Origin of the sequence: Streptomyces longhuiensis, assembly GCF_020616555.1 — a bacterium.
In the GTDB taxonomy this organism is placed as follows: domain Bacteria; phylum Actinomycetota; class Actinomycetes; order Streptomycetales; family Streptomycetaceae; genus Streptomyces; species Streptomyces longhuiensis.
Genome location: NZ_CP085173.1, coordinates 7212190 through 7236400, shown reverse-complemented (window position 1 = coordinate 7236400; position 24211 = coordinate 7212190). Strand labels below are relative to the sequence as shown.

Here is a 24211-nt window from a genome sequence, read left to right as displayed (position 1 = left end):
CCCCCTGGAACGAACGGTGTTACAACGCCTCGCGTCAGGCGGAGTCGGCGGAGAGCCGGAACGACATCCGTCCGAAGCCGACCTGGTCGCCGTCCTGGACGACCGCCGCGCCGACCACCCGCCGCCCGTTGACGGACGTGCCGTTGGTGGAGCCGAGGTCACGCAGCACCCACATGCCGCCCTGCCTGCTCAGTTCGGCGTGCACCCGGGAGACGGTCTCGTGGCTGAGCCGCAGTCCGTTCGCCGGGTCGCGCCCGATGCGCAGCGGGTACGGGTTGTTCGGCGACGGCAGCTGCAGCTTCGGGAGCCGCTCGCGCTGCCAGGCCCCGCGCAGCCGCACGGTGAAGCCCGAGACCGCCGCAACGGTGCCGAAGACCGCGCGGGCCAAGCGGCCCTCGGTGTGCAGATCGGCGGTGAGCGCGGCGAGTTCGTCGGACCGGCGGGCGGCGAGTGCGAGCTCCATGCGCCGTACGAACGTGTCGTGCGACAGCCTGCCGAGTGCGGCGCCCTCGCGGAGCTCCCGCAACGCCCTGTCGCGCTCGGCGTCGGACAGCCGCGCGGGGTACGTATGGTGCTCGAACGAGGAGGTCACGTACGTGATTGTCCGGCAGCGCGGCCGGGGTGTCCAGAAAACGACGAACTTCAGGCCGCCCTCGTACGCCCTTGACCAGCAAGGACAGTGGTTTGACGGAGTGTGCGGAAAACCGGGCGCGCCCGGCACGGGCCCGCTGCTACGTTCGGCAGCCCGGACCGCCATCGGGCGCGTCCGCCTGGACCAGGAGATTTCTTGACTGCTGCACCGCACGGAAGCCCGCACCCGACGCACGACGACGCCCGTCCGGTCGTCCGCGCACTGACCGAGGAAGACGTTCCGCTTTTCCGTACGTTCGATGATCCGGGCCTCGTGGGCCGCGTCATCACCGGCGTCGGATATCGCACCGTCGCCGAGGGCGGCGACTACCGCCCCGAGTGGACCTGGGTCGCCCTGCGCGAGGGACGCGTGGTCGCGCGGGCCGCCTGGTGGGGCGGCAAGGACGACACGGAACCGGTGAACCTGAACTGGTTCGACGTCCTGGAGGACGACATCGAGGCGGGCGCCGAACTGCTGCGGCAGGCCCCGTTCGACGTCGAGTACGAGCTGATCCTGCCCGCGGGCTGGAGTGAGGATCCGCGGACGCGGGCGGCCGCCGAGGCGCGGATGGAGGCGGTCACGCGGGCCGGCAAGAAGTTCCTCGTGGAGCGGCTGCGCTACCGGTGGACGCCGGACAACGGCCTGCCGGAGCGCCCCGGCCGCCTGGAGTTCCGGGCCGAACCCGACGACGAGGTGATCCTCGACGTGCTGCGCCGGGTCCACTCGGCGACGCTCGACGCGCACGCGCGGCACGCCATCGAGGAGTCGGGCCTCGACACGGCCGCGCAGGAGGAGCTGGACTTCTTCCACTGGTGTCCGTCGCCGCGCGAGTGGTGGCAGCTGGCGTACACGCCGCAGGGCGAGCTGGTCGGCCTGCACATCCCCGCCCACAACCCCGGCGGGCCGTGCATCGGGTTCATCGGCGTGGTGCCGGAGCAGCGCGGCCACGGATACGCGTACGACCTGCTGGTCGAGTCGACGCACTTCCTGGTGGAGCAGGGCGCCGAGTTCATCGCCGGGGCGACGGACGACGGGAACTTCCCGATGGCGGCGAATTTCACGAAGGCCGGGTACCCGGTCACGGAGAAGCGCATCAACTTCGTCTGAGGTTCACCGGCCGGTTCGGCCGACGGGTCCGTTCCGGCGAGGAATGCGCGGAACCCGTCGCGAATCCCAGCGGATCGATCTCCGCTGACGCAGGATGGACGGGTCGTCACTGTCGGCAGACAAGGGGGAACCGTCCGTGCAGTTCGAGGTGTGGGCACCACAGGCAGAGCGGGTCACGTTCCACTGCGAGGGCACCACGCGCGCGTTGGAGCGCGACCCGGACCGCGAGGGGTGGTGGACGGGCGAGGCGGACGCGCAGGACGGCACGCGCTACGGGTTCGCGCTCGACGACGGGCCGGTGCTGCCCGACCCCCGCTCACGCCGCCAACCGGACGGGCCCGACGGCCTGAGCGCGGTCGTCGACCACGCGCAGTACACGTGGCGCTCACCCTCGGGGCCGGAGCGCGGCCTGCCGGGCGCGGTCCTGTACGAACTGCACGTGGGGACCTTCACGCGCGAGGGCACGCTCGACGCCGCGGCCGAACAGCTGGGGCATCTCGTCGAGTTGGGCATCACCCATGTCGAGCTGATGCCGCTGTGCCCGTTTCCCGGGCGGCACGGCTGGGGCTACGAGGGCGTCAGCCCCTGGGCGGTCCACGAGCCGTACGGGGGGCCTGAGGCGCTGAAGCGTTTTGTCGACATGGCGCACGGGCTCGGGCTCGGCGTCGTCCTCGACGTGGTCCAGAACCACCTGGGCCCTTCGGGCAACCATCTGCCCGCGTTCGGGCCGTACTTCACCGACACCCACCACACGCCCTGGGGCGCCGCGGTCAACCTCGACGCCCCCGGTTCCGACGAGGTGCGCGCGTACCTCGTCGGCAGCGCGCTGGCCTGGCTGCGCGACTACCGGATCGACGGGCTGCGCCTCGACGCGGTGCACGCGCTGTGCGACACGCGCGCGATCCACTTCCTGGAGGAGCTGTCCACGGCCGTCGACGCCCTGGCCGAGGAGCAGGACAGGCCTCTGTTCCTGGTCGGCGAGTCCGACCTCGGCGACCCGCGCGTGATCACCCCGCGCCACCACGGCGGCCTCGGCCTGCAGGCGCAGTGGAGCGACGACTTCCACCACGCTCTGCACACGGCGGTGACGGGCGAGTCCCAGGGCTACTACGCGGACTTCGCGAAGGCGCCGATGGCCGCGCTCGCCAAGACCCTGACCCGGGGCTACTTCCACGACGGCACGTACTCGACGTTCCGGGGCCGGCATCACGGGCGCCCCGTCGACCGCACCCGCACCCCCGCGCACCGGCTGCTCGGCTACGCCCAGACCCACGACCAGATCGGCAACCGCGCGCAGGGCGACCGCCTCTCCGCGGGCCTGTCCCCCGGGCTCCTCGCGTGCGCGGCCACCCTCGTGCTGACCGGGCCCTTCACGCCGATGCTGTTCATGGGCGAGGAGTGGGCCGCGGGCACGCCGTGGCAGTTCTTCACCGACCACACCGACCCGGCGCTCGCGGACGCCGTACGCAAGGGCAGGCGGCGGGAGTTCGCGTCGCACGGGTGGGCCGAGGAGGACATCCCCGATCCGCAGGACCCGGCGACCCGTGAGCGTTCCTGCCTGGACTGGTCGGAGCCGGCCGGCGATCCGCACGCGCGCGTGCTGGCCTGGTACCGCGAGCTGATCGCGCTGCGCCACGCCCGGGCCGACCTGACGGACTCCGACCTCGCGGCCGTGCGGGTGGCGTACGACGAGGAGTCCCGCTGGATCGCCTACCGGCGCGGCGATCTGCGGGTGGCGGTGAACCTGTCGGACGAGCCGGTGGCGGTGCCGGTCGGGCGGAACGGTTACCGGGTGCTCGCCGCGTGGGAGCCGGTGGGCCTGCCGGGCGAGGACGGTCTGCTCACCGTCCCGCCGCAGTCGAGCGCGGTGCTCGTCAGCCCGTAGAGGGCTTCAGCCGGTCTCCGGGTCCTTGTCGGCGAGCTCCGTCACGAGTTCGAGGAGGATCGCCTCCCACGCGCGCTCCAGCTGGACGCGCAGCAGCGGCACGGGACTGTCGTCCGTGCCGTGGAGGCGCTCGCCGAGGCGTACGAGCGTGTCGCAGCGGGCCAGCCACAGGCCGCGCAGACTGGCGCGGGCGCCGTAACCGGCGAGGGTCGCCGCTCGGACGGCCGCGCGGGCGCCGACCGCGATGCACAGGCCCGCGATGTCCTCGGCCGGGTCGCCGATGTCGGCCTCGGACCAGTCGAGGACGCCGCGCACCCGGCCGTCGGGGGTCACGGTGAGGTGCTCGCCCTTGAGGTCGTGGTGGATGACGACGGCGCCGGGCTGCGGGGCGAGCTGAGCGGCGGCCTGCGCGGTCAGCTGCCCGAGCCGCGCGGGTTCGAACTCGCCGTCACCGCCGAGGAGTTCGGCGGCCCGTGCCGCCTCCCTGCGCAGCACGTCCAGGGAGCGCGGCGCCGTCCTCGCGAGTCCGAGCGCCTCGGCCCGCGCCGCCGGCACCTCCCGCAGTCCGCCGAGCAGCCCCGCGAGATCCTCCTCGCCGGCCGCGGTCACGTCGACGGCCTCGCCCGACGCGCCCTGCAGCCGCGTGTCGAGGGAGTACGTGCGCCCCGCCGCCCACTCGCCGGACGCGAGCGAGGCGGGCACGGCGATGCCGACGTGCTGGCGCACGAGGTCGCGGAGCCTGATCTCGCGGCGCTGGCGCACGGACGCCGGCGCGTCGAGGGCGAGGCGCAGCACATAGCGGGTGCCGACCCACCAGGTGGAGTGCTCATCGCCCTCGGGCACGGCACTGACGTCGAGCTGCCCGGCGTCCGGGAGGAGGGCGCCCAGCAGTCTTCGTACGGTGTCCTGGGTGGGACGCGCGGCGTCGGACATGGCGTCTAGCTCACGATCGCCATGTCCCGCGACGTGCTGTTCAGCCGTCGTACACCGTCCTCGGTGACCGTCACGATGTCCTCGATCCGCACCCCGAAGCGGCCCGGCAGGTAGATGCCCGGCTCCACGGAGAAGCACATTCCGGGGACGAGGCGCTGTTCCTCACCCTCGATCATGTAGGGCGGCTCGTGGGTGGTGACGCCGATGCCGTGGCCGGTGCGGTGGATGAAGTACTGGCCGTAGCCGAACTCGGTGATCACGGCGCGGGCGGCGCGGTCGACGTCCTGGCAGGCGGCGCCCGGCTCGACCGCCGCGCAGCCCGCCGCCTGCGCCTCACGCACGACGTCGTGGACGCGCTGCTCCTCGGCGGTCGGCTCGCCGACGTGCACGGTGCGGGAGGTGTCGGAGCCGTAGCCGTGCTTGAGGCCGCCGAAGTCGAGGACGACCATGTCGCCGTTCTCGATGACGCGCTCGCCCGCCTCGTGGTGCGGGTTGGCGCCGTTCGGACCCGATCCGACGACGGTGAAGTCCACCTGGGAGTGCCCGAACTGCCGCAGCAGATCGGCGAGATCGCCCGCGACGTCGGTCTCCCTGCGGCCCGCGAAGGGCACCTTCTTGATCTCCTCGTACGTGGCGTCGGCCGCCTCGCCGGCCGCCGTGAGCCGTTCGAGTTCGGCCGCGTCCTTGACGGCGCGCAGCATCGGCAGGGCCTCCGTGAGGGAGGCGTACGAGGTGTCGGGCAGCGCCTTCTGCAGCCCGATGAGGTGCATCGCCCAGGCGTTGTCGCTGATGCCGAAGCGCCCGGCGACGTCGAGGAGGGGCGCGGTCACCGCGTACGGGTCCTTGCCGTCGGTCCAGTCCCGCAGGGTGAGGGCGTCCGCCCCCACCGCCTTCGCGGCGTCCGGTGCCTCCAGGGTCGGCACGACGAGGACGGGATCCTGGCCCGGGGCGAGGACGAGCATCGTGAGGCGCTCGGTGTCGGCCGTGGGCGAGTAGCCGGTGAGCCAGACCATGTCGGGGCCGGGGGCGACGAGGACGCCGGCGAGCCCCGCGTCGGCCGCGGACCGGGCGGCGCGCTCCATGCGGGCCTTGTAGTCGTCGGCCGTGAACGGCGCGGGCGTGGCGGTCATCCGGTCCTCCGGGTACTCCGAGCTGAACATCGCTTCTACAAAAAGGACGTACGGGCAGCATCCTGCCCGTCCGCCGGGCCTGACGCGAGTCCGTTCCCGCATGCGCGCGCCGCCCGGCCGGACCGCCATCTAACGCCAACCCATTGTTCAACCATTAAGACTAATGGTTAGATCGAGCTCATCCGTTAAGCCCCTTCTCCGGAGGACATACGACGATGCTTGTGCTGGCCCAGATCAGTGACCTGCACCTCGACGGCACCCCGCGCGCCACGGAGCGCGCCCGGCGCGTGATCGACCACCTCCGGGCACTGCCCGGCCCGGTGGACGCCCTCCTCGTCACCGGCGACATCGCGGACCACGGCGCGGAGTCCGAGTACGAGGAGGCGGCGGAGCTTCTCGGGCTGCACAAGGACGGCCCGAACGACGCCCGCCCGCCGTCCCCCGACCTGCCCTTCCCCGTCCTGCCCTGTCCCGGCAACCACGACAGCCGGGCGCCCTACCGCAAGGCGCTGCTCCGCGAACCCGCCGCCGAGGGGCCGGTGAACCGCGCCCACCGCGTGGGCGGCGCCATGGTCCTCATGTGCGACTCCAGCATTCCCGGCGCCGACGAGGGCCGGCTCGACGAGGAGACGTACGGCTGGCTGGAGGACACCCTCGACGGGCTCGACGGCGAGACTCCCGTCCTGCTCGCGTTCCACCACCCGCCGGTGGCGCTGCACCACCCGCTGCCCGACGCGTACCAGCTGACCCAACCGCGGACGCTGGCGGCCCTGTTGGAGCGGCGGCCGGAGATCGCCGGGATCATCGCGGGGCACGCGCACACCCCGGCCGCCACGGTGTTCGCGGGCCGCCCCCTGGTGATCGGCCCGGGTGTGACGTGGACGCTGCGGCTGCCCTGGGAGGGCGAGGGCGTGGCGGACCGGGACGCTCCGGTGGGCCTGGCCTTCCACATCCTCGACGACGAGCGGCGGCTGACGACGCACTTCCGGGTCGTGTGACCTCCTTCGGAGCGAGAGCGATCCCCTGCCCCCCAGCGACCCCCTGGCGACCCGCCGCCGATCCCCTAGGTCACCACCCCAGGAGTCACCGCCAGCACCTGGCGCGCGCCCGACTCGTGCCGGACCGTCAGCGTGACCTGCTGCCCCGGGCGCGCGGCCGCCACCGCCTGCGCGAGTACGCCCGCCGAGCCGATCCGGGTCCCGCCGAAGGCGATCAGGACATCACCCCGGACGAGACCGGCCGTGTAGCCGGGACCGGGCATGTGCACACCCACGAGCAGCGCACCCGCCCCCTTGGGGGCGTCCACCGCCTCGACGCCGAGCGCCGCCCGCACGGGGCGGACGGAAGGCGACGGGGAGGTGGACGCGGTCGGCGGTCGGGACGGCGCGAGCACGGGAGGCCGCGGCGCCGCCCCCGCCTGCTGCTGCATCTCGGCCAGCTTGCTCATGCCGATGACGGCCGCGCCGACCGTCCCGAGGCCGACGCCCGACAGCACGAGCACGGCCCCGAACAGCAGGCCGAACAGCAGGGTGACGAGGCGCTTGCCGCGGCGCCGCGCCGCGTGCGGGCGGCGGCCTCCCGCACCGTTCCCCCGGGCGGCCACCCCCTCACGACGCGGAGCTCCGGGCATCGACTTGGGGCGCAACGCGGTCTGTTCCATGGCCCACCTCCGGCCAAAGCTCTACCCGTCCGCGTCCGGCGCGACGATTCCCGAACGAGTGAGACTGAACCGGGCATTTCTGGCGTCCGGTCAGCCGCCGTGCCCTCCGTGTCCCCCATGTCCGCCGTGGCCCGCGCCGTGGTCGAACTTCATCGCCTCGGCGGGCATCACCACGAACGGCCGCATCATGCCCATGTCCTCGTGCTCCAGCAGATGGCAGTGGTACATGAAGCGCCCGTAGGCGCCGTCGAACCGTCCCATGACGCGCAGCATCTGGCCTGGCAGCGCCCTGAAGACGTCCTTGTAGCCGCGCTCGTTCGGCGGGAGCGGGACCGGCGTGGCCGGGTCGGGCGCGAGCGGCGCGCGCGTGCCGCCGGCCGTCACGTCGAACCCCGACACGTCGTACGTGTCACGGCCGAGGATCTGGAAGTCGGCGAGATGGATGTGCATGGGGTGCACGACGGGCGGGTTCACGGCGAGGTTCAAGAAGCCCCACTGCTCGTAACTGCCCTCCGCGACGGTGAAGCCGAGGCCGTCGTTGAAGGTGCGTGAGGTGCGGCGGTACGTCTTCAACGCGCCGTCGGAGCTCATGAGTTGGATGACCCCGTCCGCGGGCAGCTCGACCTGTTCGGCGTCCTCGACCTCGGTCATCTCCCAGATCTCGGGGTGGCCGCCGCCGCCCTTCGTGGCCGGCGGGGTCAGCACGATGAGGCGGTGCCCGTGCTCGATGTCGTGCGTCAGCCGGCGGAAGGAGCCCGAGAGGACCTCGGGCAGCTCGAACGGGTCGTCCGTGCCGCACTCACCGATGCGGAACTCCATGACGTGCGGATAGCGCACGTTGTTCGCCGGGTCGGGCACGCCGGGCGCCTGGCCCGCGCCCTTGTTGACGAGGCGTAGGCGGCGTCCGGCGAGCGCGCGGAAGTCGATGAGCAGGTCCATGCGCTCGGCCGGGGCGACGGTCAGTGTGGGCAGCGCCTCGTCGAAGTCGACCGGCACCGGGCGCGGGAGAAGGCCGCCGTCGCTGCCGATCTGATGCAGGACGCCCGGCACCGGGTTGTCGTCCTCGTCGATCAGGACGAGGTCGTAGATCCTGGCGTTCGACGCGTTGACCAGGCGGAAGCGGTGCCAGGCCGCGTCCACCTCGGCGTAGGGCCAGATACGGCCGTTGACCGTGGTGTACGGGCCCGCGAAGGGCACGGAGACCGGCTTGCCCGTCTCCGGGTTCTTCTCCTGGACGATCACGGTCTTGTGCAGCAGCCGGCCGTTGAGCGCGCCGTCCTCGTCCGTGTCGAGGTTGCGGTCGGCGATGAGGAGCGGGATCTCCCTTTTCCCGGAGGGGAGTTGGAGCGCGTCCTCCTCGTCGTCGCGGACGAGATAGGTGCCGTAGAGGCCCGTGTGGACGTTCCACCGCGTCACGTTCATGGCATGGTCGTGGTACCACCACTGGACCGCCTGGTGGTCGTTCGGGTACTCGGAGAGCTGGGCGTCGCCGTAGCCCACCGCGTTGTCCGCCCAGCCGTCGTTGCCGCCGCCCGTCTGCGCGCCGTGCAGGTGGGTGACGGTCCAGGCGGGCAGGGCGGCGACGTCCGCGATGGGCGGGACGCCGCCGCGGCCCGGTTCGGTGCTCGGGTTGGGGTTCGCCGCCGGCACCTCGACGGCGGTGACCGGGTACTCGCTGCCCTTCGGGATGCGGTTGGTCCAGGCGATGCGGACGCGCTGCCCGCGCCGGACCTCGACGGTCGGCCCCGGCACCGATCCGCCGTACCCCCACATGAGTGTCGGCGGGAGCTGCGGGTGCAGCCGCACCCACGTCGGCCGCAGTGCGATCTCGGTCTCCCGCAGGACGTCCGTGGAGTCGGGACGCAGGACGGGAGGAACGGTCAACGGCGCCGCGTACGGCGTCAGTTCACCGTCCGCCGCGGCGGGCGCGGCATCCCGCGCCGCGCCCGCCAGGCCGTCCGTGATCCTCTCGATGATGTCGGTCATGGTGAGAACACCCCCGTGTTCCGTGTTGCGTCCCCCGTGGTGCGGCCGGTCAGTGGCCGCCTTCACCCCACAGGACTCACCACGCCCCACGCGGGTTCCACGAATCCCCTATTCCGGCTGAAAAGGTTCGGCAACTGCCCCGGCACGAAGCCATGCGCGCGCCGGGCCAGATCGGCGGCTCCGTAACGTCGGCAGTCCCGGTGCCAGTTGAGGATTCCGGCCGTCCAGTTCTGGAGCTCCACCACATAGCCGTCCATGGTCGCCCGGGCTTCCCGTGACAGCTTGAAGTCGTCGTAGAGGAAGGGGAATTCATGGGTGGCGACGTGCTCGAACTGCTGCATGCGCTGCGTCATCAGGTCGTGCACGACGCCGAGGGCGGTCGGGTAGTCGCAGCCGAAGAAGTTCTGCACGACGAGGATGCCGTTGTGGATCTCGCCCTCGTACTCGATCTCCTTCTGATACGAGAACACGTCGTTGAGGAGCATCGCGTAGTCGACGGCCGCGTTCTCCAGGGAGCGGACGGGACCGCTGCGGTAGACCTCGGGGGGCACGGCGGGGCCGTGGCCGAGGCGGCACAGGCTCATGGTGAGGTCGGCGCCGAACGTGGCGCGGCGCATCTCCAGGTAGTCGACGGGGTCCGGGATGCGGTTCTGGAGCTGGTTGGACAGCTCCCACACCCAGCTCTCCGTCATGACGTCGACGGACGCCTTCAGAGTGCGCCGCTGCGCGGCCGTCATCCCTGCGGCGGTGCGCGCCCACAGGTCGGCGAGGCCGCGCTCCATCGCGTTCACCGGCGGCGGGATCTCGCCGCCGTCGACGGGCATGCACGCGGAGAGCCGCTCGGTGCACAGCTTCGCCGCGGCGAGGTCACGCCGGCGCCCGAAGACGAGCGGGTAGTAGTCGTCCCCGTACGTCCCCCAGGCCAGCCAGTGCGCGCTCAGGTCGAGGGCGTCCTGGTCCCCGTCCGGGTCGATGCCGGCCGAGCACAGGGGCAGGTCGTAGGCGGCGAGCTTGTCCTCGTCCCAGACGCCCTCCTCCAGGATGCCCATGGCGTGCGCCCACGGCGTGATGCGCCGGCGGGCCTCCTCCAGGCCGGGATTCAGCCGGAGCCGGAACGGCATGTGGAAGTCGGGGAGCAGTGACGGGCCCACCTTCTGGTACGGCACATGCGTGTAGGCGCGCAGCCGTTCGGCGCCGGCCGCCGCGAGCAGCGCCCCGACGTCCGCACCGGACGTGCCGATCCCGGTGGGACCCGCCAGGGGGTTGCTCCCGGTCGCCCCCTCGTTCATGTACCGGCTGGAGCGCAGATGCCATTCGTGGCCGCCGGACTGCCAGTCCTGGAGGCCCCGCGTGTAGGCGGCGACCGCGGCGACCTCGGGCGGCGTGAGCCCCTTCTCGACGGCGAGGGCGGGCACTTCGGTGAGAGCGGTGTGCTCGAACTGGTGGAGGCGTGAGGTGAGGATGTCGTTGACGGTCCGCGCCGCCTCCTGCGTCGTACAGCCGAAGAAGGTCTCCAGGACGAGCACGCCGTTGCTCAGCTCACCCTCGTCCTCGACCTCCCGCTGGTACGAGAAGAGGTCGTTGCGCAGGTGCACGGCGTCGGAGAACGTCTCCATCAGCACGCGCAGCGGCCTCGACCCGGCGACGGACGCGGGCACCTCGGAGGTCGCGTACTCGACGAGCCCCGCCGACCAGGGCGCGCCGCCGACCTTGCGGCGCATCTCGATGTACTCGACGGGGTTGGAGATCCGCCCCTCGTTGATGTTGGACAGCTCCCACATCGACTCGTTGAGGAGGTGTTCGGTCGACTCGGCGAACCTTCTGCGCCAGTCCACGGACATGGCGGGCACGGTGCGCGCCCAGAGGTCGGCGAGGCCCGCCTCGACGGGGTTCCGCGGCTCGGGCACGGGGGTCGACAGGTCCATCGGCATGAACAAGGGCAGGCGGTCCAGATAGGCCTTGCCGCCCTCGCGGTCCATGGTCCGCTTGAACGTCTCCAGGAAGTGGTCGTCGAAGAAGAAGACCCACACGTACCAGTCGGTGACGAGCGACAGGGCGGGCCCGTCGCAGTCGGGGTGGGTGTACGCGCACAGCAGTCCGTAGTCGTGCGCGTCGAGGTCGCTCTGCTCCCAGATGCCGGACCCCTCCAGCATGCCCATCTCGCGGGCCCACTGTGTGGAGTGCGCCCGCGCCTCGTCGAGGTGTGGATTGAGCCGCGCCTGGTACGGCATGTAGAAGTGCGGCAGTTCGAACGGCTGCGTCATGGCCCGGCCCTACCCGTGGTCCTCGGAGGGCATCCGGACGGCGGCACATGATCGCACCATCGCGTGAACCCGCGACTGAGGGGCGCCCCGACGGGGAAAAGGGCGGTACCCAAGTCCACGCGATCCCCATTTGAGGAGTCTTCGGTGAGCCAGGCCACGGAGCCGTTGATCGTCGTAGGTGTCGACGGTTCGAAGCACTCGAAGGAAGCCCTCCGCTGGGCCGTGCGGCAGGCCACGCTCGTCGGCGGCCGGGTGCACGCCATCATGAGCTGGGAGTGGTCCACGAACCCCTTCAACCTCGGCGGGCCCGCCGACGGGACCACGGTGGTGGGCGGCCGCGAGCTGCTCTCCCCCGGGGAGACCTCGCGCGTGCAGCTCGTCGACGTCGTCACGGAGACGGTCGGCGAGAACCCGCCCGTCCCGGTGCACAGCCGCATCGTGCAGGGGCCCGCGGCGAAGGTCCTCGTCGAGGCGTCCGGAGCCGCCGACCTCCTGGTCGTGGGCACCCGCGGCTACGGCGGCTTCAAGGGGGCGCTGCTCGGCTCGGTGAGCCACCAGGTGGCGCAGCACGCACACTGTTCGGTCGTGGTGGTGCGGGAGAAGAAGTCCGACAGCTGACGCGAACAACGGCCCGCTCCGTCGCCCACCCGACGGGGCGTCAGCGGGGCATGCCAGAGTGCCCTCATGGACGATGCCCGAGAGTTCCCGCGCCAGTACGCCCGCACCCGCCGCTTCGCCCTGGGCGCCCCGAGCCGGTTCACGGTCTCGGCGGACGGCGGGCGCGTCCTGTTCCTGCGCACGGGCGGCGGCGCCGATCCCGTGAGCGCCCTGTGGCTCCACGAGGACGGCGCGGAGCGCGTCCTCGTGGACGTCTCGCGCACCCCGCGCGCGGGAGACGTGCCGGCCGCCGAGCGGGTCCGCAGGGAGCGGGCGCGCGAGAGCGCGGTGGGGCTCGTCTCGTACTCGGCCGACGCCGAGTGCCGCACCGTCGTGTACGCCCTGTCGGGAGCGCTCTGGGCCGTCCGTGTCGCGGACGGCGTCCCGTTCCCCGTGTCGGCGGCGGGCCCGGTCGTGGACCCGCGTCTGTCCCCCGACGGCCGGTTCGTCGCGTACGTCACCGGCGGCGCGTTGCACGTCGTCACACTCGACGGGGAGGACCGGCTCCTCGCGGCGCCCGAAGGCCCCGACATCACCTACGGGTTGACCGACCACGCGTCCTCGGAGTCGATGGGCCGGTCGCGCGGTCACTGGTGGGCGCCCGACGGCAGTGCGCTGCTCGCCGCGCGCGTGGACACGTCGCGCGTGCAGCGCTGGTACCTCTCCGACCCGGCCGACCCTTCGGCGCCGCCGCGTGCCGTGCGCTACCCGGCGGCGGGTACCGCCAACGCCGACGTGTCGCTCCATGTGCTGCACCTGGACGGCGCGCGGACCGAAGTGGACTGGGACCGTGGGGCGTTCGAGTACGTGCCCGTGGCCGGGTGGGACGCGCACGGCCCGTTCGCCGCGGTGCAGAGCCGCGACCAGCGGACACTGCGCACTCTGGCCGTGGACCCGGCGTCGGGCGCCACCCGCCTCCTGGACGAGCAGCGCGACGCGGCCTGGGTCGAGCTGGTCCCCGGCGCCCCGTGCCGCACGGCGCCCGGCGCGCTGGTGACGACCCGCGACGAGCAGGACACCCGCCGCCTCGTCGTGGCCGGGGAGCCGGTGACCCCGGTGGGCCTCCAGGTCCGTCAAGTACTCGGCGTCCAGGATGAGTCGGTGCTTTTCGAGGGCGGTGACGAACCCGCTGAGACCCATGTGTGGACCTGGGCGCCCGACGCGGGCTGCGTCAGGCTCACGGACGCGCCGGGCGTGCACACGGCGGTCTCCGCGGGCGGCACCACGGTGCTGGTGAGCCGCCGGGAGGACGCCGTGACCGTGGAGGTGACGAAGAAGGGCAGCCCCGACGGGGAGATCGCCTCGCTCGCCGAGCGCCCCGTCGTACCCACGCGCCCCGTCCATCTGCGGCTCGGCGAGCGGGAGTTGCGCAGCCAGCTGTTCCTGCCGTCGTGGCACACACCGGGCAGCGCCAAGCTCCCCGTCCTGGTGAACCCGTACGGGGGCCAGCACCTGCTGGTGGCCACGCGCGGCCTCGGCTGGCCCGCGCATCTGTCGCAGTGGTTCGCCGAGCAGGGCTTCGCGGTCCTGGTCACGGACGGACGCGGCTCCCCGGGGCGCGGTCCCGCGTGGGAGAAGGAGATCCGCGGCGACATCCTGACCCACGCGCTGGACGACCAGGTCGCCGCCGTGCACGCGGCCGGGGCGGAGTTCCCCGACCTCGACCTGACGCGGGTCGCGATCCGTGGCTGGTCGTTCGGCGGGTTCCTGGCCGCGGGCGCCGTGCTGCGCAGGCCCGACGTCTTCCACGCGGCGGTGGCTGGCGCGCCGCCCACCGACCAGCGGCTGTACGACACGCACTGGAAGGAGCGCTATCTCGGCCATCCCGACGAGGAGCCCGAGAACTACGAGCGCTGCTCCCTGATCGCCGACGCGCCGCTGCTGCGCCGCCCGCTCCTGCTGGTGCACGGGCTCGCCGACGACAATGTGACGGTCGCCCACACGCTGCGCCTGTCGGCGGCGCTGCTCGCGGCGGGCCGCAGCCACCAGGTGCTTCCCCTGCCGGGCGCGACGCACATGGTCACGCAGGAGGACGTCGCGGAGAACCTGCTGCTGTTCCAGCTCGACTTCCTGAAGAAGTCCCTGGGGATCTGACGGCTCGCAGGTATCTACCAGTGCGCGGGACGGCTCAAGGAGGCCGGGATCTTCGTCGAGTCGTCCCCGCGGGCCGCGTTGACCTGCGCCTGCGTGAGGAAGATGCTGCCGGTCAGATCGGCGCCCTGAAGGCGCGCGTCGCGGAGGTCGGCCCCTATGAGGTCGGCCTCACGCAGGTCGGCGCCGGTGAGGTCGGCCGCTATCAGGTAGGCGCCGCGCAGGTTGGCGCCCCGCAGGTCGGCGCCCTTGAGGCGGGCGCCCATCAGGTCGGCGCCCCGGTGGTTCTTCCTGCGGCCGGGCACGGCCGCCCGGACGAGTTCGCTGACCTTCAGGAGCGTCTCGCTGACCTCGCCGCGGAGGGTGGGGACGTCGGCCGCGGCGAGGGTGGCGGCGTCGGCGCGGGTGAGCTCCTCGATCCCGTCGAGGGCGCGCCGCACCTCCTGGTGCGCCGGGCGGGCCCGCTCCAGCTCCAGCGCCTCGGTCAAGTACCAGAGGAGTTCGTGCAGTTGGCGCATGACGGGGAAGACGTCGAACATCGCGCGCGCGGTCCCGCGCGACGTACGCCAGTCCTCACCGCCGAACGTGCCCTGTGACACCTGCTGGCCGGCGCCGAAGCAGTCGAAGACCGTGCAGCCCGAGTAGCCCTCGTCCCGGAGCGTGGCGTGGATGCCGCAGCGGAAGTCGTCCTGGAGGTTGCGGCACGGTTGGCCGGCGGGCTTGTTCGCGGCGAAGTCGGAGGACTTGGCGAAGGGCAGGGCGACACAGCACAGCCCGAAGCAGTTCCCGCAGTCGGCGCGCAGGTCGAGCCGGCGGCGGCGCCCGGCCTCCGGAACGGCGCCGGTGCCGGTGCCGGTGCCCGAGACGGTGGCGGTGCCCCGGACGGTTGCGGCGCCCGGAACGGCCCCGTCGGACGCCACGGCCTCAGGACGGTTTTCGCGCTTCTGGGACAACGGGCCCGGTCTCCTACATGGTGTCTGCTCGATACGTGATGTCTGCTCGACGGGTACGGCGTCGCCGCCCGCGCCCGGTCGAAGCCTTCATTCTCCCCGATGCCGCCGCGCGCCCTTGTGCGCCCCTGGGGTCGCGGGCCACGGTGGTGCGGCGCAGGCAGGGACCGCTCGTCCCCCTCACCGACCGTCAGGAGTCACCGTGGCCTCCTTCGTCCTCCCGCACGAGCTGCACGGCACAGGACCGCACAAAGTGGTCGCCGTGCACGGCTGGTTCGCCGACCGCGGCGCCTACGCCCCGCTGCTCGCCGACCTCGACCGCTCCGCCTTCGAGTACGCCTTTGTGGACCTGCGGGGCTACGGCGAGGCCAGGGACGCGGGCGGCTCCTACACCACGGCGGAGGCCGCCGCCGACGTGATCGAACTGGCGGACCGGCTCGGCTGGCAGCGGTTCTCGGTGATCGGCCACTCGATGGGCGGGAGCGTCGCCCAGCGGATCCTGGCCGCCGCGCCCCACCGGCTGCGCAGGATGGTCGGCGTCTCTCCCGTCCCGGCGTGCGGGCTGCCGCTGCCGCCCGAGCAGTGGGAGCTCTTCTCCGGCGCGGCCCACACCCCGCAGAACCGCCGCGCCATCCTCGACATCACGACCGGCGGCACCCGCCCCGCCGCCTGGCTCGACCGGATGGTGGAGCGGTCGCTGGAGGTCAGCGACGCAAAGGCGTTCCGGGCCTGGCTGGACTCCTGGGCCGGCGAGGACTTCCACACCCGGGTGGAGGGCACCACGGTCCCCGCGCTCGCCGTCACCGGGGCACTCGACCCGGCGCTCTCGGCCGACCTGATGCGGGCCACGTGGATGAGCTGGTACGCCCGCGCCGAACTGACCGAACTCCCCGCGTGCGGCCACTACGCGATGGACGAGACACCGCTCGCCCTGATCCGGACGGTGGAGGACTTCCTGAGGGCGGACGGCCCGGGCGACGAGGCGCACGTATGACAGATCCGAACAGCGCACCGCCCACTACGGACGCCCCGGACACCCCGGATGTCCCGGATGTCTTCGACCCGCGCCGGTACGCGCGGGGCGTCCCCCACGACAGCTACCGCACGCTCCGCGACCACCACCCCGTCGCCTGGCAGGAGGAGCCGGAGGTGCTGGGCTGGCCCGCGGGCCCCGGGTTCTGGGCGGTCACGCGCCATGCCGACGTGGTCCGCGTCCTCAAGGACGGGTCGACGTACTCGTCGTGTCTGGGTGCCACGCAGATCCGCGACCCGGACCCGGCCGACCTGCCGTTCATCCGCTCCATGATGCTCAACCAGGACCCGCCGGACCACGGCCGGCTGCGCCGCCTCGTGAGCCGCGCGTTCACCCCGCGGCGCGTGGACCGCTTCGCCGCGCTCGCCCGCGACCGGGCCCGCGCCCTGCTCACGGCGGCCGTCGCGGCCCCCGGCCCCACCACCGACCTGGTCTCGGCCGTCACGGACGACTACGCCCTCCTGAACCTCGCCGACCTCCTGGGCGTCCCGGACTCCGACCGCGGCCTTCTCCTGCACTGGACGCAGCGCGTCATCGGCTATCAGGACCCGGACGAGGCGCACGAGCCCGTCCTCGACGCCGACGGCAGACCGGTCGACCCGCGCTCCCCCGCGATGCTGCGCGACATGTTCGCCTACGCGCGCTCGCTCGCCGCGCACAAGCGGACCCACCCGGCGGACGACGTCATGACGGTCCTGGCCACCGACCCCGACCTGACCGCGGCCGAGCTCGAGATGTTCTTCTTCCTGCTCACGGTCGCCGGCAACGACACGGTGCGCAGCGCGGCTCCCGGCGGCCTGCTGGAGCTGGCCCGGGCTCCGGAGGCCTACGGTCTGCTGCGCGACGGGAAGGCCGACCCGGGGACGGCGGTCGACGAGCTCCTGCGCCGCCATCCGCCGGTCCTCACGTTCCGCCGCACCGCCGCCCGCGACACGATCCTGGCGGGCCGCCGTGTCCGCGCGGGCGACAAGGTCGTCGTCTTCCACGCCTCGGCCAACCACGACGAACGCGTCTTCACCGACCCGCACCGCCTCGACCTGTCCCGCAGCCCCAACCCGCACGTCTCGTTCGGGGACGGCCCGCACGTCTGCCTGGGCGCGCACTTCGCGCGCCTGCAGCTGCGGGTGCTGTACGAGGAGACCTGCCGGGCTCTGCCGGTGCTCCAGCCGGCGGGCCCGCCACGGCGTCTGCTGTCGAACTTCATCAACGGTGTGAAGGAGCTCCCGGTCGCCACGGCCCCCGGCTGACGCCTCCCCCGGTCTCTCGTGGCCCGGCGCACCCGCCGGGCCCGGTACCGTGGGGGAGGAACGATCTCGTGGGCCTCCTGGCGGGCTGCGTGAACCCAGGAGGAACCAGATGACGACGAACCGCGGACGCAAGCACGTGATCCGGAACCGGATGACGTCGACCGGAGAGTCGTACGTCGTCGCCGCCAAGAACCTCAAGGCGATGAAGGACATGGGCGCCACCGCGGAGGCCGTGCGCACCCAGCGCTGGCGGCCCGCGGACACCCTCGACGTCCCGTGCCCCTGCGGCGGCACGTGCGAGCCCGGCGAGAAGTGCGACCGCTGCCACGCCCGCCACCGCCACGTGGGCCGCGCCCCCGGCAGCCTCACGGACGTCGAGACGTGGAGGGACAAGTACGACTGCATGGGCTGCGCGTCGACGTACACGCTGACCGTCGTCCTGCCCGGCCGCCCGTGGGGCATCGCCGAGACGGTCGTGCGGGGCGGCTCCGCGGAGCCGGTGGTCCGGGCCCGCGTCTTCCCGGGTGTCGTCCACCCGATGATGCGCCCGGAGACGCCGGCGGAGGACTGAGCCTCCGCCGGAGCCCCGGCCCGGCTCAGCCCGCTTCCGGCGCCAGCCGCAGCGAGATCGAGTTGATGCAGTACCGCTGATCCGTCGGGGTGGGGTAGCCCTCGCCCTCGAAGACGTGGCCGAGGTGCGAGCCGCAGCGGGCACAGCGCACCTCGGTGCGGACCATGCCGTGCGAGCGGTCCGCGATCAGCTCGACGGCGTCCGTGTCCTTCGGGTCGAAGAAGGACGGCCAGCCGCAGTGCGACTCGAACTTCTCTCCCGAGGTGAAGAGCTCCGCGCCGCACGCGCGACAGGAGTAGACACCCTCGGTCTTGGTGTCCGTGTACTCACCGACGAAGGCGGGCTCGGTGCCGGCCTGGCGCAGTACCGCGTACTCCGCCGGGGTCAGCTCCGCGCGCCACTCCTCGTCCGGCTTTTCGACGTCGTACGACATTCAGCTCAGTCCTTCACTTGGCAAGGCGATCGAGGATCTGCGGGCCGAGCTCCGTGACGTCACCCGCGCCCATGGTGAGAACAAGGTCGCCGGGCTTGGCCATTCCCGCGATCACGTCGGGCACGGTCGCTTTGTCGTGGACGGCGTCCACGTCGGCGCCCGCGGCGCGGGCCGCGTCGATGATGAGGCCGCTGGTGATGCCGGGGATCGGGTCCTCGCGGGCCGGATAGATGTCCAGGACCACGGACGCGTCGGCGAGGGCGAGGGCGTCGCCCATCTCCTTGCCGAGCTCCTGGGTGCGGGAGAAGAGGTGGGGCTGGAAGACGACGAGGATCCGGGAGTCGCCCGCGGCCGAGCGCATCGCCTCGAGGTCGGCGGACATCTCGGTGGGGTGGTGCGCGTACGAGTCGATGACCTGTACGCCGTTCTCCTCGCCCTTGAGCTGGAGGCGGCGCTTGACGCCGGTGTACGACTTCAGCGCCGCGGCCAGGTTGCGGGAGGGGATGCCGAGCGCGACGCCGGCGGCGAGCGCCGCGACCGCGTTGTGCGCGTAGTGGCGGCCGGGGACCGAGACCGTGAACGTGAGCAGCTTGCCGTCGAGGAGGACGGTGACCTCGCTGGTCAGGCCGCGTGGGGTGACCTTGTGGATGCGGACGTCGGCCGCCTCCGACTCGCCGTACGTGACGACCTTCAGGGACGTCGTGTCCCGCAGCCGGCGGGTCAGCTCGACCGCGCCGGACTGGTCCGCGGCGATGACGAGCGTGCCACCGGGGACGATCCTGGAGGCGAAGGTCTCGAAGGACTCGTAGATCTCGTCCATCGACGCGTAGTTGGCGTGGTGGTCGAGCTCGACGTTGAGGACGATGGCGACCTCGGGCGCGTACTTGTGGAAGCTGCGGTCCGACTCGTCGGCCTCGGCGACGAAGATCTCGCCCGCGCCGTGCAGCGCGTTCGAGCCGGGGGCGTCGAGGTCGCCGCCGATGGCGTACGAGGGGTCGAGGCCCAGGGAGGACAGGGAGACCGCCAGCATCGACGTGGTCGTCGTCTTGCCGTGCGTGCCGGCGACCGCGATGGGGCGCAGGCCGTCCATGAGCGAGGCGAGGGCGTCGGAGCGGTGGACGACCGGGATGCCGAGCTCGGCGGCGCGGGCCAGCTCGGGGTTGTCGGCGCGGATCGCGGAGGAGACGACGACGCAGGTGGCGTCCGGCGCGAGGTGCGCGGCGTCATGGCCGATGTGGACCGTGGCGCCGAGCGAGCGCAGCGCCCCGGCCGTGGCGGACTCCCTGGAGTCGCTGCCGGCGACCTGGGCGCCGCGCTGCGCGAGGATCTTCGCGATGCCCGACATTCCGGCGCCGCCGATGCCGATGAAGTGCGGTCGGTCCATGGCGGTGGGCAGGCCGGGTGCCATTGGTTTCTCCCTGGGACGGTGTGCTGCTGCGTGCCCACTGTGCGGGCAGGCTCAGCCTACTTTCTCCGTGCACCCCGCCTGCGCAACCCCGTACCGCCCCGGCGGCTACGCCTTGCTGTACGAGAAGAGCTTCAGGACCGGAACGCCCACCTTGTGCCGCGCGCGCGAGGCCCAGTCGCGATGGAAGAACTCCTCCACGTAGTGCGGGTCGGTCAGGACGATGACCTCGTCGGCACCGATCTCGTCGACCAGGGACTTCAGTGCGTCCAGGGGGTGGTCCTCGACGAGGCGGCCCTCCGCCTCGCAGCCGGCCTGGTGGAGTGCGGTGAGGGAGACCTGGAGCGCTTGTTCGCCGGGTTCCGTGGCGTCCTGGCCCTCGGGGACGTCCTTCTCCCTCGCCGCGTCGTCGAGCTCCCCCATGGCGACGTCGTCGATGGCCCGCAGCAGGCGGTCGGCCTGGTCACCGCGGGGCTGGAGCAGCACATGGAACGCGACTTCCTCGTCACCGTGCAAGGTGGTGACGAACTCCACGTCGGCGGACGTCAGGGCCTTCTCGATCATCAATACGCTCGTGAACACGACAGGCGCCCTTCTTCTCTCCTCCGTGGGCCGTCGACTCTCGACCGGTCCCTGCGGAAACCATCCTGCCCCGTGGCCGTACGGGGTCTGCGAGATTTAGTGTGCCCAGCGGAACGTAAACGGAACGGCACATTCCGCTGATTGTCAGCTCCGACGGTATCGGGTGAACAGGAACCCGGCCTCTTCCAGCACCGAAGCCATCTCGAAACGCTCGGGGACGGTCAGGGACGGTCCCCCGGCGATGCGCTGGGCGTCTCCGGCGGTGAGCATCGGCGACAGCGTCAGACAGAGTTCGTCGAGCACCTGCGCTGCCACGAACTGACCGAGCAGGCGGGGTCCGCCCTCCGTGAGCAGCCGGGTGAGCCCGCGCTCCGCGAGCGCCCGGACCGCGCGCTCCGGCTCGACCGTGGAGCCCTCGCCGGCGATCAGCACCTCGGCGCCGGCCTTGCGGGCGGCCTCCACACGGTCGGACGGGGCCCCGGCGCCGGTGACCACGAAGGTGGGAACGAGGGGCGAGGTGAAGAGGGGCAGGGAGAAGTCGAGGTTCAGGCTCGCGGTGATCACCGCGATGGCCGGGGCGGGGCCCTGTCCGGCCGCCTGCCTGCGCGCGGCGAAGGCCTCACGCGCGCGTGCCGGGCGGTAGCCCTCAAGACGGACCGTTTCCGCGCCGACCAGGACGGCGTCCGCGAGACCGCGCAGGGTGCCGAAGATCCGCATGTCGGCGGCGCACGAGATGCCCTGCGAGCGGCCGTCGTGGTGAGCGGCACCGTCGAGCGTGGAGACCATGTTGGCCCGCAGCCATACGTCCTGCCCGGAGGGGTAGGCATAGGCGTCCGCGAGCTCGTCGAGACTCCATTCACGAGGTTCGTGGGCCGCGTGATCTGCTGTTTCGTACGTCACAGGGAACAGGCGTCGCATGTCACGCAGTCTCCCACGGCGTCTAGAGTTGGGTGCTGTGTCGTCCTCCACCACCGCCCCGGCTCAGAGTCCGATAGCCGACGCGTCCCCGCTGTCCCTGTGCGCCCGTGAGCCGCTCGTCCCCGCGGACCGCCTGGTCGCCGAGATGGTGCCCCCGCCGCGCTTCGACTCGGTCCGCTTCGAGACGTACATCCCGGACCCCGGCCAGCCCAGCCAGACCGAGGCGGTGCGGGTCCTGAGCGGCTTCGCGGCCGGGCTCGGCGGCGCCCACGCGAGCGGCGCGGGCAAGCGGCGGTGGTTCGCCAAGAAGCCCGCGGCGCCCACCGGACCCCGCGGCGTCTACCTGGACGGCGGCTACGGCGTCGGCAAGACCCACCTGCTCGCCTCGCTCTGGCACGCCACCCCGGCGGCCCCCGAGCAGAAGGCGTTCGGCACGTTCGTCGAGCTCACGAACCTGGTGGGCGCGCTCGGCTTCCAGCAGACGGTGCGCACGCTCGGCGAGCACCGGCTGCTGTGCATCGACGAGTTCGAGCTGGACGACCCGGGCGACACGGTCCTGGTGTCGACCCTGCTGGGCAAGCTCGTCGACGCGGGCGTCGCGCTCGCCGCGACCTCGAACACGCTGCCGGGCAAGCTCGGCGAGGGCCGGTTCGCCTCCGCCGACTTCCTGCGCGAGATCCAGGGCCTGTCCGCCCACTTCCACCCCCTGCGCATCGACGGCGAGGACTACCGCCACCGCGGCCTGCCCGAAGCGCCCGCCCCGTTCTCCGACGAACAGGTGACGAAGGCGGCGTACGCGATGCAGGGCGCCTCCCTCGACGACTTCCCGCATCTGCTCGACCACCTCGCGCGCGTGCACCCCAGCCGCTACGGCGCCCTCACGGACGACCTGAAGGCCGTCTGCCTCACGGACGTGCAACCCGTCCCCGACCAGTCGACGGCGCTGCGCCTCGTCGTGCTCGCCGACCGGCTCTACGACCGCGAGATCCCCGTGCTCGCCTCGGGACTCCCCTTCGACCAGCTGTTCAGCGAGGAGATGCTGAACGGCGGCTACCGCAAGAAGTACTTCCGCGCGATCTCCCGCCTGACCGCACTCGCGCGGGACGCGAAGGGGCTGGTGAGGGCGTAAGGAGCGGGGGCTCACGCGCGCGTGAAGGGTGGCGCGTGACGGCCGGGACATGAGCGACAGGCCGTCACACGCGTGGTTCCCGTGAACCATGCCGCGTGATACACACGACCGGGTCACAGTTCCTGTCCGCCAGCAGGAGGTTGCCCCATGTCTGAAGCACGTACCGCACGTACCGCTCAGTCCTCCGCAACACGACGTCAGGTCCTCGCGCGCAGCGGCGCTTCCGTCGCCGCCATCGCCTTCGCCGGAAGCCTCTCCGAGCTCTTCGCGGGCACGGCCGCCGCGCAGAGCCTCGGACAGAAGGGCTACGGCCCGCTGGTGCCCGACCCCGCCGGGCTGCTCGACCTGCCCGCGGGGTTCCGCTACAAGGTCCTCTCGCGCGAGGGCGACCCGCTGCGCTCCGGCGAGGGCAAGGTGCCCAGCAACCACGACGGCATGACGGCCCTGAAGGGCAGACACGGCCAGGTCCACCTGGTCCGCAACCACGAGAACCGCGTCACCGCGAAGATCGCCGTGCCGACCGTCGAGGGCCTCACCTACGACCCGATGGGCAAGGGCGGCTGTACGGCGCTCACGCTCGACCATCGGGGCAATGTCCTGTCGGAGCGTGTGGCCATCGCCGGCACGGCCGTCAACTGCGCGGGCGGGCACACGCCTTGGGGCACCTGGCTGACCTGCGAGGAGACCGAGGACAAGGCCGGCACGAACGGCTACACCAAGGACCACGGCTTCATCTTCGAGGTCGACCCGGGCGACCCGCACCGCTCGGGCGCCGTGCCGCTGACCGCGATGGGCCGCTTCCAGCACGAGGCGATCGCGATCGACCCGAAGCGGGGCGTCGTCTACGAGACGGAGGACGCCTTCCAGAAGCCGTTCGGCCTCTTCTACCGCTTCCTGCCCAAGAAGCCCGAGGGCGGCCTCGGTTCCCTGCGGGCGGGCGGAACGCTCCAGGCGATGCGGGTGCCCGGGGTGCCCGACCTGTCCTCGATCCAGGAGACGGGCGCGACCTTCGACGGCATCGAGTGGGTCGACGTACCCGACCCGCTGGCCGCGCAGACCCCCATCCGCCTCCAGGACTTCGGCCCGAAGGGCATCACGCACGCCCAGAAGCTGGAGGGCTGCTACTGGGGCGGCTCGTCCGTCTACTTCGTCTCCTCCTTCGCCCACAGCGCGGAGGGCTCGGCGGCCGACCACTTCGGGCAGATCTGGCGCTACGACCCGAACAAGCGCCGGCTCACGCTGGTGATCGTGTTCGGCCCGAGCACCGACGTCCAGCTGCCGGGCGAGGAGCCCGACAACATCTGCCTCGCGCCCAGCGGCGGCCTGATGGTGTGCGAGGACGGCGAGGGCGCGCAGCACGTCTTCGGTGTGACCCGCCGCGGCGACGTGTACGCGATGGCGCGCGGGCGCCAGAACATCGGCACGGCGCAGGAACCGGCGTGGGGCGAGTTCGCGGGCGTCACGTTCTCCCCGGACGGCGACACGATGTACGTCAACTGCTACACGCCCGGGACGACCTTCGCCGTGACGGGGCCCTGGCAGCGGTAGCGCAGCTGCCCGGTCCGTCGCACGATCGAGGGACCTGACGGGAAGGGGTGC

21 protein-coding genes are annotated in these 24211 nt (G+C 72.2%); 10 read left to right on the top strand and 11 right to left on the bottom strand.

The genetic code is table 11. From position 1 onward, the window contains the following. Nucleotides 1–34: 34 nt before the first annotated feature. The gene (locus tag LGI35_RS33175; protein ID WP_227297970.1) at nucleotides 35–592 is read right to left on the bottom strand and encodes a DUF1707 and FHA domain-containing protein; all 558 of its coding nucleotides are present in this window, start codon (nucleotides 590–592) and stop codon (nucleotides 35–37) included. Nucleotides 593–787: 195 nt separating this feature from the next. Between LGI35_RS33175 and LGI35_RS33170 the strand changes: the two genes are divergently transcribed. Next, complete coding sequence (locus LGI35_RS33170) at nucleotides 788–1738, top strand: GNAT family N-acetyltransferase (protein WP_227297969.1); 951 nt, start codon at nucleotides 788–790, stop codon at nucleotides 1736–1738. Nucleotides 1739–1874: 136 nt separating this feature from the next. Then, entirely contained in the window at nucleotides 1875–3623 is a 1749-nt protein-coding gene (gene treZ / locus LGI35_RS33165) for a malto-oligosyltrehalose trehalohydrolase (protein ID WP_227297968.1), read from the top strand. Nucleotides 3624–3629: 6 nt separating this feature from the next. Here treZ and LGI35_RS33160 read toward each other — a convergent pair whose 3' ends face one another. Beyond that, on the bottom strand, nucleotides 3630–4556 hold the full coding sequence (locus tag LGI35_RS33160) for an aminoglycoside phosphotransferase family protein (protein WP_227297967.1): 927 nt from the start codon (nucleotides 4554–4556) through the stop codon (nucleotides 3630–3632). 5 nt (nucleotides 4557–4561) lie between these two features. Further along, entirely contained in the window at nucleotides 4562–5686 is a 1125-nt protein-coding gene (locus LGI35_RS33155; protein WP_227300623.1) for an aminopeptidase P family protein, read from the bottom strand. A gap of 215 nt (nucleotides 5687–5901) precedes the next feature. Between LGI35_RS33155 and LGI35_RS33150 the strand changes: the two genes are divergently transcribed. Next, complete coding sequence (locus tag LGI35_RS33150; RefSeq protein WP_227297966.1) at nucleotides 5902–6684, top strand: metallophosphoesterase; 783 nt, start codon at nucleotides 5902–5904, stop codon at nucleotides 6682–6684. A gap of 65 nt (nucleotides 6685–6749) precedes the next feature. Here LGI35_RS33150 and LGI35_RS33145 read toward each other — a convergent pair whose 3' ends face one another. The 3 genes from LGI35_RS33145 to cyc2 all read right to left on the bottom strand — a co-directional run bounded on the left by LGI35_RS33145 (nucleotide 6750) and on the right by cyc2 (nucleotide 11596). Continuing rightward, nucleotides 6750–7346, bottom strand: coding sequence for a PDZ domain-containing protein (locus tag LGI35_RS33145; protein WP_227297965.1), 597 nt, complete (start codon nucleotides 7344–7346; stop codon nucleotides 6750–6752). 90 nt (nucleotides 7347–7436) lie between these two features. Then, nucleotides 7437–9332, bottom strand: a complete 1896-nt coding sequence (gene phsA, locus LGI35_RS33140; protein ID WP_227297964.1) for an O-aminophenol oxidase PhsA — start codon at nucleotides 9330–9332, stop codon at nucleotides 7437–7439. A gap of 62 nt (nucleotides 9333–9394) precedes the next feature. Next, complete coding sequence (cyc2, locus tag LGI35_RS33135) at nucleotides 9395–11596, bottom strand: germacradienol/geosmin synthase Cyc2 (RefSeq protein ID WP_227297963.1); 2202 nt, start codon at nucleotides 11594–11596, stop codon at nucleotides 9395–9397. Between the two features lie 144 nt (nucleotides 11597–11740). On the opposite strand from cyc2, the gene LGI35_RS33130 reads away from it, so the two are divergent. Next, the gene (locus LGI35_RS33130) at nucleotides 11741–12214 is read left to right on the top strand and encodes a universal stress protein (protein ID WP_227297962.1); all 474 of its coding nucleotides are present in this window, start codon (nucleotides 11741–11743) and stop codon (nucleotides 12212–12214) included. A 66-nt stretch (nucleotides 12215–12280) separates the two neighbouring features. Next, nucleotides 12281–14347: a prolyl oligopeptidase family serine peptidase gene (locus LGI35_RS33125; protein ID WP_227297961.1), complete on the top strand. Its 2067-nt coding sequence runs from the start codon at nucleotides 12281–12283 to the stop codon at nucleotides 14345–14347. A 14-nt stretch (nucleotides 14348–14361) separates the two neighbouring features. On the opposite strand, the gene LGI35_RS33120 is transcribed toward LGI35_RS33125, so the two are convergent. Next, nucleotides 14362–15147 (bottom strand): pentapeptide repeat-containing protein, encoded by a 786-nt coding sequence (locus LGI35_RS33120; protein ID WP_227300622.1) that lies wholly within the window; start codon nucleotides 15145–15147, stop codon nucleotides 14362–14364. A gap of 349 nt (nucleotides 15148–15496) precedes the next feature. Between LGI35_RS33120 and LGI35_RS33115 the strand changes: the two genes are divergently transcribed. The 3 genes from LGI35_RS33115 to LGI35_RS33105 all read left to right on the top strand — a co-directional run bounded on the left by LGI35_RS33115 (nucleotide 15497) and on the right by LGI35_RS33105 (nucleotide 18145). Continuing rightward, entirely contained in the window at nucleotides 15497–16288 is a 792-nt protein-coding gene (locus LGI35_RS33115) for an alpha/beta fold hydrolase (protein WP_227297960.1), read from the top strand. Continuing rightward, nucleotides 16285–17574 carry a cytochrome P450 gene (locus tag LGI35_RS33110; RefSeq protein ID WP_227297959.1) on the top strand — a complete coding sequence of 430 codons (1290 nt, stop codon included), beginning with the start codon at nucleotides 16285–16287 and terminating at the stop codon, nucleotides 17572–17574. Before LGI35_RS33115 ends, LGI35_RS33110 begins: the two co-directional genes overlap by 4 nt. 109 nt (nucleotides 17575–17683) lie before the next feature. After that, nucleotides 17684–18145: a hypothetical protein gene (locus tag LGI35_RS33105; protein WP_227297958.1), complete on the top strand. Its 462-nt coding sequence runs from the start codon at nucleotides 17684–17686 to the stop codon at nucleotides 18143–18145. Between the two features lie 25 nt (nucleotides 18146–18170). Here the strand turns inward: LGI35_RS33105 and msrB are convergent, their stop codons facing one another. The 4 genes from msrB to LGI35_RS33085 all read right to left on the bottom strand — a co-directional run bounded on the left by msrB (nucleotide 18171) and on the right by LGI35_RS33085 (nucleotide 21483). Then, nucleotides 18171–18578: a peptide-methionine (R)-S-oxide reductase MsrB gene (msrB, locus tag LGI35_RS33100; protein ID WP_227297957.1), complete on the bottom strand. Its 408-nt coding sequence runs from the start codon at nucleotides 18576–18578 to the stop codon at nucleotides 18171–18173. Between the two features lie 13 nt (nucleotides 18579–18591). Next, on the bottom strand, nucleotides 18592–19986 hold the full coding sequence (murC, locus tag LGI35_RS33095; RefSeq protein ID WP_227297956.1) for a UDP-N-acetylmuramate--L-alanine ligase: 1395 nt from the start codon (nucleotides 19984–19986) through the stop codon (nucleotides 18592–18594). Nucleotides 19987–20091: 105 nt separating this feature from the next. Beyond that, complete coding sequence (locus LGI35_RS33090) at nucleotides 20092–20565, bottom strand: indole-3-glycerol phosphate synthase (protein WP_227297955.1); 474 nt, start codon at nucleotides 20563–20565, stop codon at nucleotides 20092–20094. A 144-nt stretch (nucleotides 20566–20709) separates the two neighbouring features. Continuing rightward, on the bottom strand, nucleotides 20710–21483 hold the full coding sequence (locus LGI35_RS33085) for a pyrimidine reductase family protein (RefSeq protein ID WP_227297954.1): 774 nt from the start codon (nucleotides 21481–21483) through the stop codon (nucleotides 20710–20712). Nucleotides 21484–21520: 37 nt separating this feature from the next. Here LGI35_RS33085 and zapE point away from each other — a divergent pair, with 37 nt between their 5' ends. After that, nucleotides 21521–22612 (top strand): cell division protein ZapE, encoded by a 1092-nt coding sequence (gene zapE, locus LGI35_RS33080; RefSeq protein WP_227297953.1) that lies wholly within the window; start codon nucleotides 21521–21523, stop codon nucleotides 22610–22612. Between the two features lie 147 nt (nucleotides 22613–22759). Then, a complete protein-coding gene (locus tag LGI35_RS33075; protein WP_227297952.1) occupies nucleotides 22760–24160 on the top strand; it encodes an alkaline phosphatase PhoX in 1401 nt (466 codons plus the stop codon). The last annotated feature ends 51 nt before the right edge of the window (nucleotides 24161–24211 follow it).

Bases quoted from the DNA above. Each gene is read 5' to 3' on its own strand.
- murC (WP_227297956.1), bottom strand. From the start codon at position 19,986: ATGGCACCCGGCCTGCCCACCGCCATGGACCGACCGCACTTCATCGGC.
- LGI35_RS33155 (WP_227300623.1), bottom strand. From the start codon at position 5,686: ATGACCGCCACGCCCGCGCCGTTCACGGCCGACGACTACAAGGCCCGC.
- LGI35_RS33075 (WP_227297952.1), top strand. From the start codon at position 22,760: ATGTCTGAAGCACGTACCGCACGTACCGCTCAGTCCTCCGCAACACGA.
- msrB (WP_227297957.1), bottom strand. From the start codon at position 18,578: ATGTCGTACGACGTCGAAAAGCCGGACGAGGAGTGGCGCGCGGAGCTG.
- LGI35_RS33160 (WP_227297967.1), bottom strand. From the start codon at position 4,556: ATGTCCGACGCCGCGCGTCCCACCCAGGACACCGTACGAAGACTGCTG.
- LGI35_RS33145 (WP_227297965.1), bottom strand. From the start codon at position 7,346: ATGGAACAGACCGCGTTGCGCCCCAAGTCGATGCCCGGAGCTCCGCGT.
- LGI35_RS33110 (WP_227297959.1), top strand. From the start codon at position 16,285: ATGACAGATCCGAACAGCGCACCGCCCACTACGGACGCCCCGGACACC.
- LGI35_RS33125 (WP_227297961.1), top strand. From the start codon at position 12,281: ATGGACGATGCCCGAGAGTTCCCGCGCCAGTACGCCCGCACCCGCCGC.
- cyc2 (WP_227297963.1), bottom strand. From the start codon at position 11,596: ATGACGCAGCCGTTCGAACTGCCGCACTTCTACATGCCGTACCAGGCG.
- LGI35_RS33150 (WP_227297966.1), top strand. From the start codon at position 5,902: ATGCTTGTGCTGGCCCAGATCAGTGACCTGCACCTCGACGGCACCCCG.
- phsA (WP_227297964.1), bottom strand. From the start codon at position 9,332: ATGACCGACATCATCGAGAGGATCACGGACGGCCTGGCGGGCGCGGCG.
- LGI35_RS33105 (WP_227297958.1), top strand. From the start codon at position 17,684: ATGACGACGAACCGCGGACGCAAGCACGTGATCCGGAACCGGATGACG.
- LGI35_RS33085 (WP_227297954.1), bottom strand. From the start codon at position 21,483: ATGCGACGCCTGTTCCCTGTGACGTACGAAACAGCAGATCACGCGGCC.